This window comes from Pseudoalteromonas porphyrae (assembly GCF_001298125.1).
Classification (GTDB): Bacteria; Pseudomonadota; Gammaproteobacteria; order Enterobacterales; family Alteromonadaceae; genus Pseudoalteromonas; species Pseudoalteromonas neustonica.
The window spans coordinates 100,309-121,190 of sequence record NZ_LHPH01000002.1; the positions used below are offsets into that span (position 1 = coordinate 100,309).

At 38.0% G+C, this 20,882-nt stretch carries 17 protein-coding genes; 3 read left to right on the forward strand and 14 right to left on the reverse strand.

Annotated features, from left to right (window positions below; genetic code table 11):
* The first annotated feature begins 80 nt into the window (after positions 1-80).
* Complete coding sequence (gene mutT / locus ADS77_RS02320) at positions 81-476, forward strand: 8-oxo-dGTP diphosphatase MutT (RefSeq protein WP_054452747.1); 396 nt, start codon at positions 81-83, stop codon at positions 474-476.
* Positions 477-981: 505 nt separating this feature from the next.
* Here the strand turns inward: mutT and ADS77_RS02325 are convergent.
* The gene (locus ADS77_RS02325; RefSeq protein WP_082355584.1) at positions 982-1,434 is read right to left on the reverse strand and encodes an REP-associated tyrosine transposase; all 453 of its coding nucleotides are present in this window, start codon (positions 1,432-1,434) and stop codon (positions 982-984) included.
* 861 nt (positions 1,435-2,295) lie between these two features.
* Here ADS77_RS02325 and ADS77_RS02330 point away from each other — a divergent pair.
* Positions 2,296-4,368 (forward strand): M13 family metallopeptidase, encoded by a 2,073-nt coding sequence (locus ADS77_RS02330; RefSeq protein ID WP_054452750.1) that lies wholly within the window; start codon positions 2,296-2,298, stop codon positions 4,366-4,368.
* Positions 4,369-5,882: 1,514 nt separating this feature from the next.
* On the opposite strand, the gene galU is transcribed toward ADS77_RS02330, so the two are convergent.
* Both galU and ADS77_RS02340 read right to left on the reverse strand, forming a co-directional pair.
* Positions 5,883-6,791, reverse strand: a complete 909-nt coding sequence (gene galU / locus ADS77_RS02335; RefSeq protein ID WP_054452753.1) for a UTP--glucose-1-phosphate uridylyltransferase GalU — start codon at positions 6,789-6,791, stop codon at positions 5,883-5,885.
* A 20-nt stretch (positions 6,792-6,811) separates the two neighbouring features.
* Positions 6,812-7,978, reverse strand: coding sequence for a nucleotide sugar dehydrogenase (locus tag ADS77_RS02340; protein ID WP_054452936.1), 1,167 nt, complete (start codon positions 7,976-7,978; stop codon positions 6,812-6,814).
* A gap of 565 nt (positions 7,979-8,543) precedes the next feature.
* Here ADS77_RS02340 and ADS77_RS22855 point away from each other — a divergent pair.
* A complete protein-coding gene (locus ADS77_RS22855) occupies positions 8,544-8,669 on the forward strand; it encodes a hypothetical protein (RefSeq protein ID WP_268794795.1) in 126 nt (41 codons plus the stop codon).
* Positions 8,670-9,430: 761 nt separating this feature from the next.
* Here ADS77_RS22855 and ADS77_RS02350 read toward each other — a convergent pair.
* The 11 genes from ADS77_RS02350 to ADS77_RS02400 form a co-directional block, all read right to left on the reverse strand.
* The gene (locus ADS77_RS02350) at positions 9,431-11,383 is read right to left on the reverse strand and encodes a nucleoside-diphosphate sugar epimerase/dehydratase (RefSeq protein ID WP_054452759.1); all 1,953 of its coding nucleotides are present in this window, start codon (positions 11,381-11,383) and stop codon (positions 9,431-9,433) included.
* 164 nt (positions 11,384-11,547) lie between these two features.
* Complete coding sequence (locus ADS77_RS02355; RefSeq protein ID WP_054452762.1) at positions 11,548-11,898, reverse strand: four helix bundle protein; 351 nt, start codon at positions 11,896-11,898, stop codon at positions 11,548-11,550.
* Between the two features lie 90 nt (positions 11,899-11,988).
* The gene (locus ADS77_RS02360; protein ID WP_054452763.1) at positions 11,989-13,164 is read right to left on the reverse strand and encodes a DegT/DnrJ/EryC1/StrS family aminotransferase; all 1,176 of its coding nucleotides are present in this window, start codon (positions 13,162-13,164) and stop codon (positions 11,989-11,991) included.
* On the reverse strand, positions 13,164-14,186 hold the full coding sequence (locus ADS77_RS02365) for a GNAT family N-acetyltransferase (RefSeq protein ID WP_054452764.1): 1,023 nt from the start codon (positions 14,184-14,186) through the stop codon (positions 13,164-13,166). Before ADS77_RS02365 ends, ADS77_RS02360 begins: the two co-directional genes overlap by 1 nt.
* On the reverse strand, positions 14,179-15,222 hold the full coding sequence (locus tag ADS77_RS02370; RefSeq protein WP_054452765.1) for a hypothetical protein: 1,044 nt from the start codon (positions 15,220-15,222) through the stop codon (positions 14,179-14,181). Before ADS77_RS02370 ends, ADS77_RS02365 begins: the two co-directional genes overlap by 8 nt.
* A complete protein-coding gene (locus ADS77_RS02375) occupies positions 15,212-15,844 on the reverse strand; it encodes a sugar transferase (RefSeq protein ID WP_054204437.1) in 633 nt (210 codons plus the stop codon). The genes ADS77_RS02370 and ADS77_RS02375 overlap by 11 nt, the downstream gene beginning before the upstream one ends.
* Before the next feature lie 10 nt (positions 15,845-15,854).
* On the reverse strand, positions 15,855-16,403 hold the full coding sequence (locus ADS77_RS02380; RefSeq protein WP_054452767.1) for a GNAT family N-acetyltransferase: 549 nt from the start codon (positions 16,401-16,403) through the stop codon (positions 15,855-15,857).
* Positions 16,400-17,602: a glycosyltransferase family 4 protein gene (locus ADS77_RS02385; RefSeq protein WP_054452769.1), complete on the reverse strand. Its 1,203-nt coding sequence runs from the start codon at positions 17,600-17,602 to the stop codon at positions 16,400-16,402. Before ADS77_RS02385 ends, ADS77_RS02380 begins: the two co-directional genes overlap by 4 nt.
* A complete protein-coding gene (locus ADS77_RS02390) occupies positions 17,599-18,696 on the reverse strand; it encodes a glycosyltransferase family 4 protein (protein ID WP_054452771.1) in 1,098 nt (365 codons plus the stop codon). Before ADS77_RS02390 ends, ADS77_RS02385 begins: the two co-directional genes overlap by 4 nt.
* A complete protein-coding gene (locus ADS77_RS02395) occupies positions 18,677-19,837 on the reverse strand; it encodes an O-antigen ligase family protein (RefSeq protein ID WP_054452773.1) in 1,161 nt (386 codons plus the stop codon). The genes ADS77_RS02390 and ADS77_RS02395 overlap by 20 nt, the downstream gene beginning before the upstream one ends.
* Complete coding sequence (locus tag ADS77_RS02400) at positions 19,830-20,873, reverse strand: TDP-N-acetylfucosamine:lipid II N-acetylfucosaminyltransferase (RefSeq protein ID WP_054452775.1); 1,044 nt, start codon at positions 20,871-20,873, stop codon at positions 19,830-19,832. The genes ADS77_RS02395 and ADS77_RS02400 overlap by 8 nt, the downstream gene beginning before the upstream one ends.
* Between the last annotated feature and the right edge of the window lie 9 nt (positions 20,874-20,882).

The following is a 20,882-nucleotide window of genomic DNA, read 5'->3' on the forward strand; positions in this document are numbered from 1 at the left end:
TATAAGCTGGCTTTGGCGTTTATATTTACCGTAGGCGGGGCTTTACGCCGCGCAGATTAATTAAAAATAGAGATTAAAATATGACAAAAAAAATAATCCACGTAGCCGTTGGCGTTATCAAAGCTGGCAACACATTATTTATTTGCAAACGCCCAGACGATAAACACCAAGGCGGTTTATGGGAGTTTCCGGGTGGGAAAGTAGAAAGCGGCGAAACCGTATTTGAGGCACTAAAACGCGAACTTATTGAAGAAGTAGCATTAACGATTCACAGCTCAAGCCAGCTAATGGTCATAGAACATGATTATGGCGATAAATGTGTAAAACTAGACGTGCATGTTGTCACCGACTTCAGCGGCGATGCACATGGCGCCGAAGGCCAATTAAGCGCATGGGTAGCAATTGATAAGCTAAGCGAATACAACTTCCCCGCCGCCAATGTAGAAATCATCGAAAAAATAAAAACACAATTTTAAACTCCACCTCGCGCATTAAAACCAAACTGCGCGAGGTAAACTCCCGCCTACAAATACACAAAATACCAGTGCTTAAATTTGCCGTAGGCGGGGCTTTACGCCGCGCAAATTAACAAAAAACCAAACTGTGGAGATAACTCCCGCCTACAAATAAACCAAACATCCATTCTTAAATTTGCCGTAGGCTGGGCTTTACGCCGCGCAAATTAACAAAAACACCAAACTGCGCGAGGTAAACTCCCGCCTACAAATACACAAAATACCAGTGCTAACATTTGCCGTAGGCGGGGCTTTACGCCGCGCAAATTAACAAAAATACCAAACCGCGCGAGGTAAACTCCCGCCTACAAATAAACCAAACACCCATTCTTAAATTTGCCGTAGGCGGGGCTTTACGCCGCGCAATTAACAAAAACACCAAACCGCGCGAGGTAACCCCCCACCTACAAATACACAAAAGACCAGTGCTAACATTTGCCGTAGGCGGGGCTTTATGCCGCGCAAATTAATTGATATAAATGCAATCCCAATAAGGGTATAGCGATACATTTTTTACTAACTCCCCTCTTAGCGGGTTAGCGACTATGTAACGCGCATAATTGATTAAATCGCTTTCATTTCTTATTAAATGATCATAATAGTCAGGCTGCCAAAACTTATTAAGTTGAGCATTCATTCTGGCAATTTTAGTTGTTCGTCCTTTAAACGTTCGAATAACCCCACTTAATTCCATTTTTAATTGCAACTGAAAAAGCCAGTGAATATGATCTGGCATAAAAACAAATGCAATTGTTTTTGCTGCACCCTCTTCTTCTAGTCTTTTCATTTCACATATAAAGGCTCTATTTAGATATAAATCCATCAGTAGCGCCTCTCTATGGTAGGTCACAATAGTTACACAATAATAATGATTAGCTAAAGATATACGGCCTTTTCTTAAGTTATGAGAGTTTTTCATTGTGAATGCGATTTAGTGTTTATTTAAACATAGCAGATAAAAATTAAAACCAAACTGTGGAGATAACTCCCGCCTACAAATACACAAAATACTAGTGCTTAAATTTGCCGTAGGCGGGGCTTTACGCCGCACAAATTAACAAAAAACACCAAACAGCGCGAGGTAAACTCCCGCCTACAAATAAACCAAACACCCATTGCTTAAATTTGCCGTAGGCGGGGCTTTACGCCGCGTAAATTAAAAAAACACCAAACCGCGCGAGGTAAACTCCCGCCTACCAATAAACCAAACACCCATTCTTAAATTTGCCGTAGGCGGGGCTTTACGCCGCGCAAATTAACAAAAAAACCAACCGCGCGAGGTAACCCCCCGCCTACAAATACACAAAATACCAGTGCTTAAATTTGCCGTAGGCGGGGCTTTACGCCGCGCAAATTAACAAAAATACCAAACCGCGCGAGGTAAACTCCCGCCTACAAATAAACCAAACACCCATTCTTAAATTTGCCGTAGGCGGGGCTTTACGCCGCGCAAATTAACAAAAAACCAAACTGTGGAGATAACTCCCGCCTACAAATAAACCAAACATCCATTCTTAAATTTGCCGTAGGCTGGGCTTTACGCCGCGCAAATTAACAAAAACACCAAACTGCGCGAGGTAAACTCCCGCCTACATCGGCTTGAACAGCTTTGATTCTGCTCTTCGATAAACTTTGTTACATATTAGCTACTATCGTTGCGTGTAACTGGTTTATTGTTGTTACGAACAGGTTTAAGATGGGGTCAGAGAATATTCTATCGAAATACTTTATTTATTCGGTTAACTGATTATTCATACAACAACTAACAAACGAGACTCTCATGAAAAAAGTAACTCTTACTGCAGCAAGTATTGCACTTGCTTTGGGACTAGTCGGCTGTGGCGATAAACAAGAACAAACAAAAGCCCCAGAAACAGCGGCGGTTAGCGCACCGGTTGAACAATTAAATTCAGGCATTGAATTAGCGAACATGGATAAATCAGTCCGTGCTCAGGATGATTTTTACTACCACGTAAACGGCCAATGGCTAGCAACGACAGAAATCCCGGGGGATAAATCTAACTACGGCTCATTTTCACAGCTATATGACGAATCACAAAAAGCCATGAAAACAGTACTTGAAAAAGCAGCGGCAAGTACAACAGCAAAACCAGGCAGTGATGAGTACAAACTTGGCGCTTTCTTTAAAAGCTACATGGACGAAAATGCGCGTGAAGAACTTAACATTTCACCGCTAATGACACAGCTAAATACGATTGACGCAGTAAAAAACAAGTCTGACCTCGTTACATTAATGGCGCAACTTCGCATGCAAGGCGGCAGCGCTCCATTTGGTTGGTATGTAAATAATGACGCAAAAAATTCAAGCGAATATGCCCTGTATGCTTATCAATCAGGTTTAGGCTTACCTGATCGTGATTATTACTTAAAAGACGATGAAAAATTCACTAAAATCCGCGCGGCTTATAATACCTACGTAACTGAAGTATTAAAGCGTGCTGGTGTACAAAAACCAGAGCAACAAGCAAAAGCTATTGTTGCACTTGAAACCAATATTGCACAAGCGCAATGGAGTCGTGTAGAGCAGCGTGATGCAACTAAAACATACAATAAAATGAGTGTAGCTGATGCCAGTAAATTAACAGGAAGCTTTGACCTTGTTGAATATTTTAAAGCATCTGGCGTGAATACTACTGATATCATAGTGGGTCAACCAAGTTACTTTGAAAAATTTGCCGATATTTACGCAAAAACCGATGTAACAACATGGCAAAATTACCTTAAGTTTCACTTTGTAAGCAACTATGCAGGCCTACTAAATAAAGACCTTGTTGACTTAAACTTTAACTTTTACAGCACAACATTACGCGGCGTAGAAGAACAAGCCCCACTTTGGAAGCAAGCTGTTGATGCGTCAAATGGTGTGCTAGGTGAAATTTTAGGCAAAGTCTACGTTAAAGAAAACTTCCCGCCTGAAGCTAAAGCGCGTATGGAAGAACTCGTTGATAACGTGATCAAAGGCTATGGCGTAGCAATTGAAAACCTTGAATGGATGAGCCCAGAAACTAAACTTGCTGCAAAAGAAAAGCTCGATAAATTCACACCAAAAATTGGCTACCCTGACAACTGGAAAGACTACTCAGCGCTAAGTATTAATGCTGATGAGTTAGTAGGTAACTATATTCGCCATAGCGAATGGTCATACGCAGATATGATTGCAAAGTTAGGTAAGCCAGTAGATCGTTCTGAATGGCACATGACACCACAAACCGTTAATGCCTACTACAACCCGGTTAATAATGAAATTGTATTTCCAGCCGCGATTTTACAACCACCATTTTTTAACTTAGACGCTGATGATGCAGTAAATTATGGCGCAATTGGCGCTGTAATTGGCCACGAACTTGGTCATGGCTTTGATGATCAAGGCGCTAAATACGATGGTGACGGCAATTTACGTAACTGGTGGAGTGAGTCAGACCTTAAGCAATTTGGTGAGCGTACAGGTCAGTTAGTCGCACAATATAACGAATATAAGCCATTTGAAGATGCGAACGTTAATGGTGAGCTTACATTAGGCGAAAACATCGGTGATTTAGGCGGCCTAACCGTTGCCCACACTGCGTACCAGCTATCTTTAGGAAATGATAAAGCACCGATTATTGATGGCTACACTGGCGACCAGCGCTTCTTTATGGGTTGGTCACAAATTTGGCGTCGTAAATATCGTGACGAAGAGTTACGTAATCGCCTAATGACAGATTCGCATTCGCCAAGCCATTACCGTGTAATTGGTATTTTATCGAACATGCCTGAATTTTATAAAGCATACGACGTAAAAGAAGGCGATAAAATGTATATCAAACCAGAAGATCGCGTAAAGATCTGGTAATACTGATTACACTGTAAGTTATTTAGCTCGTTAGAGTAGTAATGTTTCAATAGAATTAGCATCACCATTCTTACGATCAAAAAAGCCACCTTAAAATAGGTGGCTTTTTATTGCCCAAACAAAAGTAGTTGTAGGAACAGGCTTTAGCCGTGAAAATGCTTATTTTTGGCTATGATAATTCGTTTGAATACAGTAAAACCATCGGCGCTAAAGCGCCCTCCTACGTGTAAGTAATACCGTAGGAACAGGCTTTAGCCGTAAAAATGCTTATTTTTGGCTATGATAATTCGCCTGAATACAGCGTAAACCATCGGCGCTAAAGCGCGCTCCTACTTGTAGGTATATCGTAGGAACAGGCTCCAGCCGTGGAATTCCTATTTGTAGCTATGATAATTCGTTTGAATACAGCGTAAAACCATCGGCGCTAAAGCGCGCTCCTACGTGTAAGTAACCCGTAGGAACGCTTTAGCCGTGAAAATGCTTATTTTTGGCTATGATAATTCGTTTGAATACAGTAAAACCATCGGCGCTAAAGCACCCTCCTACGTGTAAGTAATACCGTAGGAACAGGCTTTAGCCGTGAAAATGCTTATTTTTGGCTATGATAATTCGTTTGAATACAGCGTAAAACCATCGGCGCTAAAGCACCCTCCTACGTGTAAGTAATACCGTAGGAACAGGCTTTAGCCGTGAAAATGCTTATTTTTGGCTATGATAATTCGCCTGAATACAGTAAAACCATCGGCGCTAAAGCCCCCTCCTACGTGTAAATAACCCGTAGGAACAGGCTTTAGCCGTGAAAATGCTTATTTTTGGCTATGATAATTCGTTTGAATATAGCGTAAACCATCGGCGCTAAAGCGCTCTCCTACGTGTAAGTAACCCGTAGGAACAGGCTTCAGCCCTGAGAATGGTTATTTTGGCTATGATAATTCGTCTGAATACAGCGTAAACCATCGGCGCTAAAGCGCCCTCCTACGTGTAAGTAACCCGTAGGAACAGGCTTTAGCCGTGAGAATTCTTACTTGTGGCTATAATAATTCGTCTGAATACAGCGTAAACCATCGGCGCTAAAGCGCTCTCCTACGTGTAAGTAACCCGTAGGAACAGGCTTTAGCCGTGAAATGGTTATTTGTGGCTATGATAATTCGTTTGAATACAACGTAAAACCATCGGCGCTAAAGCACTCTCCTACGTGTAAGTAACCCGTAGGAACAGGCTTTAGCCGTGAAAATTCTTACTTGTGGCTATAATAATTCGTTTGGATACAGTAAAACCATCGGCGCTAAAGCGCCCTCCTACGTGTAAGTAACCCGTAGGAACAGGCTTTAGCCGTGAGAATTCTTACTTGTGGCTATAATAATTCGTCTGAATACAGCGTAAACCATCGGCGCTAAAGCGCTCTCCTACGTGTAAGTAACCCGTAGGAACAGGCTTTAGCCGTGATTGCTTTATAATTTACAAAAACGGTGACATAAGCCATCTTTTTATAACGCAGCGAGTCTAAAGCTATTTTAAATAGCCTTTAAGTGTTTATTATCTGATTGCACTAAACCTGCAATAAAGCTTGAAAACTCTTCACCTAAGTTTTCATCGCGCATGCTGTACTCAACAATCGCTTTCAAATAACCAAGTTTGTCACCACAATCGTGAGCACGACCACTCATATGAAATGCCTCTACAACTTCTTTTTCCAGAAGCATATCAATTGCATCGGTTAACTGTATTTCACCACCAGCACCTACTGGAGTTTTAGCCAATAGCGACCAAATAGTTTTTGATAAAACATAACGACCCACAACAGCAAAATTTGATGGTGCATCTTCAATACTCGGTTTTTCAACCATCGTTTTTATTTTAGCGCTTTCACCAGCTCTAATAGCTACACCACCAATATCTGCAATTCCATACTTACTAACATCTTGAAGTGGCACAGGCTCAAGCATAATTTGACTGGCTGCTGTTACTTTAAAACGAGCTATCATTGCAGCTAAATTTTCAGTTTTTTGATCTGCTGTGTAGGCATCAAGTATTACATCGGGTAATACCACAACAAAATCATCTTCACCAATAATTGGTTTGGCGCATAACACTGCATGGCCTAATCCTTTAGCCTCGCCCTGGCGTACATGTAAAATGGTAACATCCGACGGGCAAATTGATCGCACTTCATCTAAAAGCTTACGCTTAACACGCTTTTCTAACGTAGCTTCAAGCTCAAAACTTGTATCAAAATGGTTTTCGATCGCATTTTTTGAGCTATGGGTTACTAACACAATTTCTTTTATTCCCGCAGCAACACATTCATTAACAATGTATTGAATAAGAGGCTTATTGACCAATGGGAGCATTTCTTTAGGAATAGCCTTAGTCATTGGGAGCATACGCGTACCAAGGCCTGCAACTGGGATAACAGCTTTCATAGTTAGTCCTTCATTTAACTTTAATCACTTCCGAATAAATCGCGCGTATAAACTTTACCAACCACATCGTCCAACTCTTTAACCATACGGTTTGAAATTATTACATCTGACACTTCTTTAAATTCACTTAGATCTTTTATTACCCGCGAATTAAAAAAAGCATCTTCTCGTAAGGACGGCTCATACACTACAATTTTAATACCTTTCGCTTTTATACGCTTCATGATCCCCTGAATTGCAGACGCTCTAAAATTATCAGAGCCAGTTTTCATGACTAAACGATATACCCCCACAATCTTAGGGTTGCGGTTGATAATTGAAAACGCAATAAAGTCTTTACGGGTAGTATTAGCATCAACAATCGCAGCAATCATGTTATTAGGTACGTTCTTATAGTTTGCCAATAATTGCTTAGTATCTTTAGGTAAGCAGTAACCGCCATAACCAAACGATGGGTTATTATAATGATTACCTATGCGTGGATCTAAACCCACACCTTCTATAATTTGTTTTGCGCTTAACCCTAAACTCTCTGCGTAGCTATCTAGTTCATTAAAGTAAGCAACTCTCATAGCCAAATAAGTGTTAGAAAAAAGCTTAATAGCCTCAGCCTCAGTTGATTCTGTAAACAAAATAGCTATATCTTGCTTTATTGCACCTTGCGCCAATAAGTTCGCAAACGTTCTTGCTCGCTCACTTTGCTCCCCCACAATAATACGAGAGGGATGTAAATTATCATGTAACGCTTTACCTTCACGTAAAAACTCAGGTGAAAACAATATGTTGTTTGTATTAAATTTTTGTTTTACTGATTCGGTAAATCCAACAGGTACTGTTGATTTAATGATCATGGTCGCAGTTGGGTTAATTTTTATAACATCCTGAATAACCGACTCAACCGAACCAGTATTAAAGTAATTTGTTACTGGGTCATAATCTGTAGGGGTCGCAATAATTACAAACTCAGCGTCAATCAAAGCAAGATCTTTATCAGTAGTCGCTACAAAGTTGAGCTTGTCATTTTGTAAAAAATTATTTATTTCAACATCATCAATAGGCGATTGCTTCTTTTGTAATAACGAAATTTTATTTTCATCAATATCGAGTGCAACAACCTTATTATTTTGTGCAAGTAGCATAGCGTTTGATAGACCAACATAACCCGTACCAACAACAGCAACATTCATTTCAACTCCTTCAATCTCTAAATTATTGCTTCCTAGCACCTTACCTATTGCTTCAGTGCTTACAGTTTCCAAATTTAACCTTCTTGTATTCATACCCAAATACAGAGCCGTTAATCCACGTACTTATAATAGTAACTGATACAGAAATTGCAGACTCTTATCTGCTTTTTCTCTAATCATTGTAGAGCGAAGCAGATCTAAACATTTTATATTAGGTAAATACGTTTTCTTAAGCATAGCTCTTTCAAATATTTTTGTTATATTTGATTCAAATTTGTGCAAAATATAATTTTTGAGATACTCCGAAAGCATCTCTTTTTGTATGGAGTTTGCGCTAAAGCGCGCTCCTACGTGTAAATACACAGTAGGAACAGGCTTTAGCCGTGATAGTGGTTATAATAGCTATAACAGTAATTTCGATAATGGCTTGAATGACTGGCTTTAAACGCGAGGTACAACACATCGGCGCTAAAGCGCTCTCCTACGTGTAAATATACCGTAGGAACCGGCTTTAGCCGTGATAGTCGTTATAATAGCTATAACAGTAATTTCAATAATGGCTTGAATGACTGGCTTAAACACGGCGCAAACCACCGACGCTAAAGCGCCCCCCTACCCCGTAGGAACAGGCTTTAGCCGTGATAGTGGTTATAACAGTAATTTTGATAATAACTTGAATAGTGGGCTTTAAACGCGAGGCGCAACACATCGGCGCTAAAGCGCACTCCGACCTGTAGGTATATCGTAGGAACCGGCTTTAGCCATGATAATGTTTATAGTGACGGCTTTGATAATAACTCGAATAGTGGGCTTTAAACGCGAGGCGCAACACATCGGCGCTAAAGCGCACTCCTACGTGTAAATATACCGTAGGAACCGGCTTTAGCCGTGATAGTGGTTATAACAGTAATTTTTGATAATAACTCGAATGGTGGGCTTTAAACGCGAGGCGCAACACATCGGCGCTAAAGCGCACTCCTACGTGTGAATATATCGTAGGAACCGGCTTTAGCCATGATAGTGGTTATAACCGCAATTTTGATAATAGCTTGAATGACTGGCTTTAAACACGAGGCGCAACACATCGGCGCTAAAGCGCACTCCTACGTGTAAATATACCGTAGGAACAGGCTTTAGCTGTGATAGTGGTTATAACAGTAATTTTGATAATAACTCGAATGGTGGGCTTTAAACGCGAGGCGCAACACATCGGCGCTAAAGCGCGCTCCTACGTGTAAATATGCCATAGGAAAAAGCTTTAGCCGTGATAGTCGTTATAATAGCTATAACAGTAATTTTGATAATAACTCGAATGGCGGGCTTTAAACGCGAGGCGCAACACATCGGCGCTAAAGCGCGCTCCTACCTGTAGGTATATCGTAGGAACCGGCTTTAGCCGTAATAAATATGTGGTTCATAACCGTCCTTGGTTACAACACATTAAAACGCCTATCAATTTTTTAAATTGACTACCTTGGCAGTGGTCACTTCGTTAGGTGATTCATGCTTAGCATTCCACACTAAATCACAAATACCGTCTGTTGGATTAAACCCTGTTGGTGCATCTAACAATAACTGGCGAATCACTTGGTGATCAAAGTTATGGCAAGCTATGTCGAGTGCCTCTAAAAATACATTTAACTCAGGTAAAGGTAACATTACTTCGCTGGCAGTCATGATACGCTCGTGAGTCGTTTGGCCAACATTGTCACCAATCAATAGCTCTTCATATAGCTTTTCACCTGGGCGAAGGCCTGTGCATTGAATTTCAATATCACCATGTGGGTTAGTTTTGTCTTTTACTTCAAAGCCAGATAAACGAATCATCTTACTTGCTAAATCTTTAATTTTAACTGGCTCGCCCATATCAAGCACAAATACGTCACCACCTTTGCCCATAGAGCCGGCTTGTATTACAAGCTGCGCTGCTTCTGGTATTGTCATAAAAAAGCGGGTTATATCTTGGTGGGTAAGCGTAATAGGTCCGCCTTCTTTAATTTGCCTACGAAATAGCGGCACAACCGAACCCGACGAGCCAAGTACATTACCAAAACGTACCATGCAAAAACGTGTACGATGGCCTTTACCTTTCGTTTGCGCTAAACCTTGTAGCACTAGCTCAGCCATGCGCTTAGTCGCACCCATTACATTTGTTGGACGAACTGCTTTATCGGTCGAAATTAATACAAAAGTTTCAACACCCGCATTTGCAGCCGCTTTTGCAGCATAAAATGTACCAAATACATTATTACGTACACCTTCAACAACATTGTGCTCAACCAATGGAACATGCTTGTAAGCCGCAGCGTGATAAACCGTTTGTACGCCAAATGCCATCATTACTGTTTCAATACGATTAATGCGCTGCACAGAGCCCATTATTGGTATTAGCTCTAAATCAATGCTGTTATTAATAATGTACTCATTTAGCTCTTTTTCTATTGAATATAAACCAAATTCTGATATTTCAAATAACACTAATTTTTTAGGTTGCTGCCTAACTATTTGCCTACAAAGCTCAGACCCAATAGAACCGCCAGCGCCTGTAACCATCACCACTTTACCGGTAATATTAGCAGCCATTAATTCAGGTTTAGGTGTTACTGGGTCTCGGCCCAATAAATCTTCAATTTCAACATCGCGAAACTCTGACAGCTTAGCTTTACCTTCAACCACATCGGCCATACCAGGGATTGATAACACTTTAATAGTTAACGGCTCTAATTGCGCTAACACTTCTTTACGCCTTGCTCGAGTTGCACTTGGTAAGGCCAGTAAAACTTTAGTCGCTTTACCTTTATTAATTAGTTCGTAAATACCTTTAAAATTAATTACTGGTATACCTTGAATGATTGAACCTTGCTTTGTCTCGTCATCATCAATAAATGCGCGTACATAATATTCAGGCCCAGCACCTAACGCAGTGGCTAATTGTCGCCCTGCAGATCCAGCCCCATAAATAATAATCGACTCTTTATTTGCCGTTGCCATTTTACCAATCATGGCTCGTACCAATACACGCGAACCACCAACTGTTAATAAGCATAACCAAGCAAAAATAAATGGCATAGTGCGCGGGATAGTAATACCCACAAAAAACGACAATAACACTAAACTAACAGTAGTTATAACGGTGCCTAGTACAATTGCCCATAATGCTTGTGCATTCATGTATCTAAGTACAGCTCGATATAAGCCTAAGTTAATAAATGCAAATAATGCAGTGGGGATTAATAAAGCTAAAAGCAGCCAATTATCAAGATCGCTAAAAGGGGCAAGGCTATCTAAGCGTACAATTAAAGCTAGCCAAAATGCTGCCGCAATAAAGAGCGAGTCTATAAATAACGTGATGACACGCTTTGTACCACGCGATGCATTTAAAATAGATCTGATGTAGCTATCCACAACAAGTTCCCTTTTTCTTGTATTTGATTGATTTAAAAAATAAAGTACACAAAATAGTGCTTTTACTTGTTAAAATTTCATGAATTATAGAGTAGATAGCCTAAATTAGCTAGATCTTAGGAGCTAGGAGCTAGGAGCTAGGAGCTATCAGTACCATAGTTGGACTATTGCTCTTTCACAAATCCCTTTCTGCGTTTAATTAACGCCGCAATAATCGCTGCAACTTCTTTAGCTTCAGATATTAGCTTTAATCCATGACCTTTTTCTATAAATCCAATTTCAATGTAAAGTTGTGTAACTAATTCACCAGCAGAACCTTTAGGGTAATATAAAAATCTAGATTCATCATTAGTGCTCCCTCTTTCAAGCCCCTCTGCAATATTTGAAGGAATCGAAACCGCTGAACGCGTTACCTGATCTTTAAAGCCATAATCTTTACAATCTTTAGTAACTTTATATATATTACAAGCTAACCGTGAAGCTCTTTTCCAAACATCCAGTTTTTCAAATTGCATTGAGGCCCCTTCCTTTGAAATATAGATTCTAGTTGCTAGGAGTCTAGGTCCTAGCCTCTTCTAGCACCTAGCCTCTTCCCTAGCAACCTTTCACTTACTCGCTAATGCAAACACTTCTTTCATAACTTGGGTTGTTTTTGCTATCTCAGCTTCGGTTAAAGTTGGGTGAACTAAAAACATAATTGACGTTTCACCTAACTCAACAGCATTTGGTAGGCGAGTTTCAGGACGCCACGGGGTGTTATCAAACGCTTTTTCTAAATACACTTCAGAACAACTCCCCTGAAAACAAGGTACGCCGTGCTCTACAATGGTGTTTACTATACGGTCACGATCCCAACCCTCGGCTAAACACTCAGGTTTAATAAACATATAATGTTTATATTCAGCGTGCTCACTATACTCAGGCACTAAAACTAAGCGAATACAGTCAAAATCACCTGCGGCTTGATCTAGCTGCAAACCATACGCTTGGCGTTTGGTTGTCCACTCTGTCATGCGGGTTAATTGAATACGACCAAGTACAGCTTGCATTTCGGTCATGCGCCAGTTAGTACCAAAGCTTTCGTGTAACCATCTAAACCCTGGTGGGTGTTCACGATTATAAATTGCATCAAAACTTTTACCGTGATCTTTATAGCTCCACATAGCTGACCATAGCTCTTTAGAGTTTGTGGTTACCATGCCGCCTTCGCCGCCAGTAGTCATTATTTTATCTTGGCAAAAACTCCACGCGCCAATGTGGCCTATACTGCCCACAGAACGGCCTTTATACTTAGCACCATGCGCTTGTGCACAGTCTTCTATTACATAAAAACCATGTTCTTTGCTGAGTGCCATTATTTCGTCCATTTCAGCAGGCATACCGGCTAAATGTACAGCAATAACGGCTTTAGTGTTTGGTGTAAGCACCGCCTTAATTGACTCAACCGTAATTGCTTGGCTGTTTAAGTCAACATCAGCAAACACAGGAGCAGCACCCGCTGTAACAATGCTTGACGCAGATGCTAAAAAAGTACGCGGTGTGGTTATAACTTCATCACCAACTCCAATACCTAACACTTTAAGCGCAATATCAAGTGCTAAAGTCCCGTTACCTAAGGCTATGGCATAGCTACTATCAGCCCATGCAGCAAATTCTTTTTCAAATTCACGGCCTTCAGTGCCAGTCCAATAATTAACTTTATTCGACAAAACTACACGACTTACAGCATCGGCCTCTTCTTGAGTGAAGCTAGGCCAAGGAGAAAAAGGGGTATTTAACATTACTCATTAACCTTTCTATATAATGGGAAGTAACCTGATTCAGGAACTGCGTCAACCTCAGTTAAATTACTTAACTCTTTATACGCATCCATATTCGTAATCATTTTAAAAACAAAAAACTCAATAGATTCTTTCGAAAAACCATACTTAAAATTAAATAGGCTATCTCTACCACCACCTAAACCACCACCTAAATGTAAATATTTGAAACCTAATTCGGTAGCATCTTTTCGTGCTTGATCTATCAACATTCGTGTTGGTGCTAAATCTTTATACTCTTGCAAAGTACCACTGAGATGATATTGAACAATATCATCACAAAATACAAACATGCCTGAACAAACTTTAATCTCATTTAACCATACATTATAAATCCTTACCTCAAAGCCAGTGCTATTCAATAAGTCATCATAATATGCGTCATCAAAGAAGTAATAATCGCCAGCATCCAAACCTTTCATTGTCGCTAGATAAATAGATTTAAAGTCATCAATGCTCTCTTGAGAATTTGACCAGTCAGCTTTAAACCCATCCTTTTCTAATCGCCTTAATAGGTTGCGATAATTTTTCCTATAACGCCTTTTTTGCTCATCCTCATCATTACTCAGATCAACAACCACTGTTTCACCATTAGGGAAACACCCTTTTAATGCATTAGCATCTACTAGCAAAGAGTTAAGGCGTGAAAAAATTGACACAACTGAGTTATTATTAGACCAAACAAGTAAGTGCTCAAGGAACTGTTCAAATAAATTAATTGCATCATCACTTGAAAGCAAAAACCCCGGATAACCATAAACTGATGTCATATCTTTATGTTCGGAGCCTGTAATATCACGAAGCAGTAAAGGCAATGCGATACTCTCATTGGAATCATTAGCTAAAACAAAAAGTATCGGTTTACCTTCATTATTTTTAAATGCCATTTCATGGTAATCCCAACTATGATACCAATCACTTCTATAGTCAGTAAGTTCTTTACACCACTCATCTTTTACTGTTATTACTTTAAATTCATTCATTTTCAAAAAATCTATTAATTAATTGAGCTACCAATCCAACATCTTTTAATGAATAACGTTGATCGATAGGGATTGTAATAATTTGCTCAGATAAAGAAAGACTCTCCTGCGATACACAGCCCTTCTTCTGCGGCCAATGTACAGGACAATAAACTTTATTAGCAATCAAATGGCTTCTCAGCCGAGCTCTTATTTCTGGAGTCGAGCATTTTAATACGGCTCCAAATGGAACTGCAAAGTCGGCAAAATGAAATAGCTCAACATTTTTACGTACGAGGACACTCAAGTTAGCTATAAACAACCGTTGGTTGCTCTTTCGAATATTCATATATTCGATAGGATATCCGCCTAAAATCTTCTTATGGCTATTATCTGAGATAAAGCATGGCTCACTCTCAGCCAAATGCTGTTCACCAGCAGTAAATAGCTCTAAAAAAGTATTTTTATCAACTTCAATCCCTTCAAAATATTCACTTTTTAGCTTCATAGCCTCTAACTTCAAACTTGAGTCAAAAGGCTTCATCGCAACTACAGGGACTTCGCTATGATTAGGAGACCAGAAAATGCAACCATCCGGAATAGGTAATGTTTTGCGCAAAGATGAAAAAGCAAAATCAGCATTACTGCTTTTTGCCCATTCAGACATTGGCGAGTGTGAATGGTCTTCAATGAGTAAAATATCATTATCACTCTTAAAGCGCTTCCATAAATCTCCCTTGTCACAGCCAAAAAAATTAACAGCAAGAACCGCCGCATTATTAGGTACGCTACTAAAGTCGACTTTTATCTGATTATCTGCAAAAAAGACACGGTACGCTTTGGTCTTTATTCCATGGGCTTTCCAGAACTCGATTACATCCCAACAAAAATAATCAGGATAATAAAGCACACGCTCTGCAAGTAGGTTCTTTAATAAAAGAACAGGTGAACGACCACTTGCCAAAAATAATGCTTCTGAAGGCCAACTATCAAGACCACATAAGCTACCTAATACCGCATTAAAGTCACTGCCAATTTCCCATAACTTACTTTCCATTATTTTGCTCTTGCCTATACGTATGAAAATCGATGTTAGTACTCTCTCCACGTACAACGACATCTGACTTAGCAAAAACTTTATAAACAGTTAAAAAGGCAATTTTTATATCAAAAACCAAACCAATACGCTCAACATACTCTACATCAAGCTTAAACTTATCTTCCCAAGATATACTGTTTCGACCATTAACCTGAGCCCAACCACTAATCCCAGGTTTAATTTCATGCCTACGATTTTCATTTTTATTATAATACGGCCCATAAATTATCGGTAAAGGGCGAGGACCAATAAAGCTCATTTCGCCCCTCAGTATATTTATTAATTGTGGCAACTCATCTATACTTAACTTTCTAAATAGCTCCCCAAATCGCAGCATACGCTCATGATCTGTTAATTCTTTACCGCTTTTATCATGTGTTCTTACTTTCATACTTCTGAGTTTAAAAACTCTAAACTCTTTAGAATCTTTGCCTATACGTTTTTGCTTAAATAAAACAGGTCCACTAGGGTCTTCTAATTTAATAAAAATAAAGGAAATCAAAATTAGTGGGAATAAAAGAATTAAAAGGATAGCCGCAACAATAAAGTCTAAAAAGGGCTTAAAAATAATACGATACATAGTTACGTCCTTAACTACACTTTTTTAAAGAAAGCTGTTTAAAATCATCTTTTGTAATGCCAATCATAACAAGGTTATTATAGACTCCATTTTTATATACAGCTGATTTTTTAACCCCTTCAACGGTCCATCCACATGCTTTAGTATATAAGCCTATTGATGAATCATTATATTCCAAAATAGTTGACTCTAGCCTATTCAAATTTAGAGTATTAAATGCATATTCCATAATAGCTATTACAGTATCTTTTGCGTACCCACAGCCTCTAAATTCTTTTGCAAACTTAACACCATGAACTGCAGTTCTATTTATAGGATCAATTTGAACTAGATTAGCAAAGCCTACAGCAACCCCCTCTTTATTCTCTACAATTAGACGAATATCTGTATGCGAGTTGCCTATATTATCAATCCACTTTTCTTGCTGAATTGTAGATGTTGGAACAGAGCTACCAACAACCCAATACTCTAGCTCAGGCGAATTAACAAGACCCAATAAGAAGCCAGCATCTTTTTTTTCAATCGACCGCAGAGTAACTAACTTACCAAGCAAATTCATAAAGTGTCATCCTTTTCCAGTATTGTTTTCAATTTAGTATATAGGTACTCTCTATTAAATTCTGTTTGTCCTAAACCAAGAGATGCACGGCTTGCGAAACTGTAGTCATCATCATTTAACAAAAATGTACGCACATTTTTATAATCTTCATTAGTCGGGCTATTGTTAATAACTAGCCCACATTTGTGCACCTTAATCAAATCACAAAGCCAGCCTCCGTGGTTTATTAATAAAGGGCTGCCTGCAGCAAATGCATCAAACACCTTATTTGCAGAGTTTGCATATAAAGCCTCTATTGGTAAAACAGTGGAAGTTGCCATATCAAAAATAGAGTGTACTGCTGATAACTGATTTTTGTTTACACTCGGTAAAAAATGCAGTCTGTTATCTAAAACATTTAACTCCATTGCAAATTTCTTGAGATCTTCCTCCTCTTTGCCTTGACCTATGATCACAAAACCAATATCACCATCAGAAAATGAAGCTAGCTCTATAATACTACGCAAATTATTAACCATACCAAAAGCACCTGTATAAAAAACTACTTTTTTATGTTTGCTTTTAATAGCTTGCAGTTTTTTTATAAATGGATCATTAACAGGGATCGGGAGGTTAAACAAATGACAATCCGCAGCATTTGGTATCACTGAAACGGCTGTTCCACCACACCGCTCGAGCACGCTTTTTTGCATATCAGGAGAGAGTGAAACTATATGCTCTGCATGTTTATAAGCTAATTTCTCTAAAAAATACGCAAATTTAATTAATACTTTATTCTTTATGACTCCCAAAGACACTGGCACTTCGGGCCAAACATCCCGCACCTCAAATACAAAAGGTTTGCGTTTAACAAGCTTATATATTAAAGCAGGTATGGCAACAGTTAATGGTGTACTCGTTGCAAACAGTTTGTCACTTTTTAGCCTGCAAATATGGACTGTTGCTAAAAATAAAAATTTAAAAAAGGACCATAATCGACGAATAAAACCAAAGCTATTATCGTATTTAACTGAGATCCAATGCACTTCAAAACCATCTAGAGGCTCTATTTTCCAACCATTAAAAACATTTTCATTATCAGATGTAACAACAACAACATTATGCCCTGAGTCGGCTAAACGCTTTGCGAATTCATATGAACGTATTCCACCAGTCATCGATGGTTTACGAAAATACTGATGTAGATAAATCAGTTTCATTTGTACACTTGTTCCTTGTAAATAGTAGCAATACTTTCCCAAGAAAAATTATTCGCTGGATTCTCAACAAATGGCCCTAGCCCATGAGGAAAGTCAGAGGTAGTTCTTGAAATTGCATGAGAAATTGAATCAATGTCATTAGAGTCAGCTCTATAGCCAAACTCACCATCATTAAAGTACCCGTCAACACCTTGACCTAAAGTATAAACAATCGGTAAACACTGTGATATGGCTTCTATATAAACAAGGCCAAAAGTCTCGCTATGAGAAACCATAATAAACAAAGTGGAAGCCCTCATTTGCTCCAAAACTTGTTCTTTTGAAAGCTTACCTAAAAAATTAACTCTGTGTATTAAGTTAACGGGCAGTTCACCGTAAATATCAACATACTCTTTATATGTTCCACCTACGACCCTAAATTCATCATCGCTGTTAACACTTACATTAAAAAATGCGATGATACTTGCCTTTAGGTTCTTATTTTTATTTACAGTACCAACGTATAAAGCCACATGATTTTTATTTTTATGCACTGCAGAGGTAAGTTTGTTTTCAAGATAAAACTTATCAATCCCATTAGGAATAACAATAATTTTATTGTCATAACAATGACCAAAATACTGCTGAAATTTAACTTTGTGCGCAGGTGCAACAAATACAATTTTATTTGCATAAGCTAATGCTTTTTTAGCCAGCCACTTATAGTGAAAGTAAAATTTAAATCCTAAAGCTACATCAGTTGTTCGAATAGTGATTATAAGTTCTTTATTTATTTTTCTCGAAAACAAAAAAGCAACTATCCCATCAGAATACAGTGTATGCGCATGTATAAATTTAATCTCGCTTAGGGGAAGCTGACAATCAATTAGTCTGCTAATTCTATAAATCTTATATGAATAAAACAATCTAGAAAGTAAATTCAAACAACCATATGTTTGTACTTTCAAGTCAAAGTTCTCAGTTACTACATCTGCACTCTTAGTCGCAACTATTGAATATGTATTAAAATTTATAGCATTAAGATGAAAAAACAATTCTTTATAAACTTTACTTCCGTAATAATAATTGCAGAAATTAACTATCGTATTTTTCATTGTAAGCCAACGTATGTAATATAGGGATTATAGAAAATAAAAAAAGAAGTCTGTGATCTGTTAAAGAGTTTGATTTTAGTGAATTTGCAAATAAATAAAAGTAGGGAATCAGATACTCCCACTTCTTAAAACCAAATGTTCGGATGAACAGAAAAACAGGAAAAATCAATAGTGTAAGTGTTACTACAAGCCCGAACAAGCCAAGTTCAAACCACACTTCCAAAACTAGATTATGCGGATAAAACCGGCTATCTTCACCAACAACTAGCAACCCAAAACTACCAAAACCATGCCCAAAAAAAATAGCTTCTTCTATATAATCCATAGTCTCTAATATATAACTAAAACGAGTATTAACAGAACCCCCCTTGTCATCTGAGAAAAGTAAAGAGACTCTTGCAATTGTGCGCTCCAGTGCAGGTATATTGACGTCCGCAAACATAATTATGAATATAGTAATCGAAGATATAAAAGAAAATATAATAAAACCATTTGAAAATAATCTATCTTTAAATCTTAGGATAAAACTGAGTAATACAAATAGAATTACAAATAGTAACGGTCCCCTAGCGCCTGATAGTACTATAAAAATAAAGAGTGAAAACAAAATGCAAGTTGTTTTTCTTGTAGTATCTAGCAGATAAAAGCAACACAAAAAAAGCAAGCCCGCAACCAAACCAAAGTTTAAATAAAAACCTTTGAACACCTCCGAATTCTGATAGGTTCCTCCTCCACCAGATATATAAAAGTTGTAAACTGGAAAATATATAAACCCAACAACTACAATTATAATTGACGCCCAATAAATAGCCTTTAAAAAATCTTCATATTTAAAATAAAACAGAAAAACAAGGCAAAAAACAAGATTAACCATTGAGAATAATTTCGTATGAACGTATATACTCGAAGGGGTATAAAGAACAGAAAGGAATACCCCACCCAGAAAAACAAGAAATATGATTAAATAATATAATGAGTCTTTACTACCCACAAAACTACCAAAAAACACAATGAAAAAAGATATAACAATAAAAGCAATTAGTGATAAAGGGATATTTATATTAAAAAATAGTAAAAAGAATGACATTAGAACTGGTGAAACTATGTATATACATAGTAGTGAAGCTTTTAATCTAGTCATTTCTATTCTTATTTAAATTCGAAGTGAAATTTTTCCATTTATCTTTAAGGTTACTCTCATCAAAATAGTCATTAAATATAAGCATGTTAATTTTTTCCGTATTATCTTTCAGCTCTATCAACCTTGACAAATCTCGGCAATCATATGTTTTAATCCCAATAGTATTAAGCCATTTATTATTACTTCCTTGAACATTTAAAAATATTCTCGCGCCAACCTTAATACTATTATAAATTAAACCTAAACCTGTTTGATGCTTAGTATCTACAATACACACGTCACATAAAGAAATAACCTTCAAATACTCACTGTATGGCATCATTTCACTATAAATTACATATCGATTAGGAAGCAAAGAAGAGCACATATCTTTGACTTTATCTTTATAAATATCATCTCCATTTCCATAATTCATGAAAAGGTGAACTTTAATGTTTTTATGGGTATTTATTTGGGATATTTCCTCAATAAAGTGTAAATGATTGTGATGCGCTGAGGATTGATTACCTATAAATATATTTAAAAAACCATTATCAAATTTTTCGACATCTGTAGGCTCTGTCAGGTAAGGTGTAACTTGCGTGTAAGCATTTGGAACTATACCTAAAAACAACTCTTCATCTGGCGCCATTAGAAAATTAACACCACTCAAAGGTCGATATAAGATATACCTTATGAGTGTTCCTAAAAGCCGTTTAAAATAAGTTCCCTTGATATTCAAACCAGCTCCCCAACAAACCCAAGAGCACCTCTGAATCAAGCCAAGTGACATAAAATATAACATTGAGTTAAATAAAAATATACTAAATAAATTACCGTGAACTATATAGTTCTGCTCACAGGAAAAAAGCTTTTTGATAAAGCTAAATAGACTAATGTAGGTAATATCTTGCTGCGAGTAAACATCCTCACTTGACTCTCTCCCTCCCCCAATTAAATAAAACTCACACCCGCTATCAACTTGGGGCATCCAGCTATAGACTCGTCGAAAATGCTTTATTTGCTTTGCATCAAAAAGATGAATGTTTTTTTTCACAATACCACC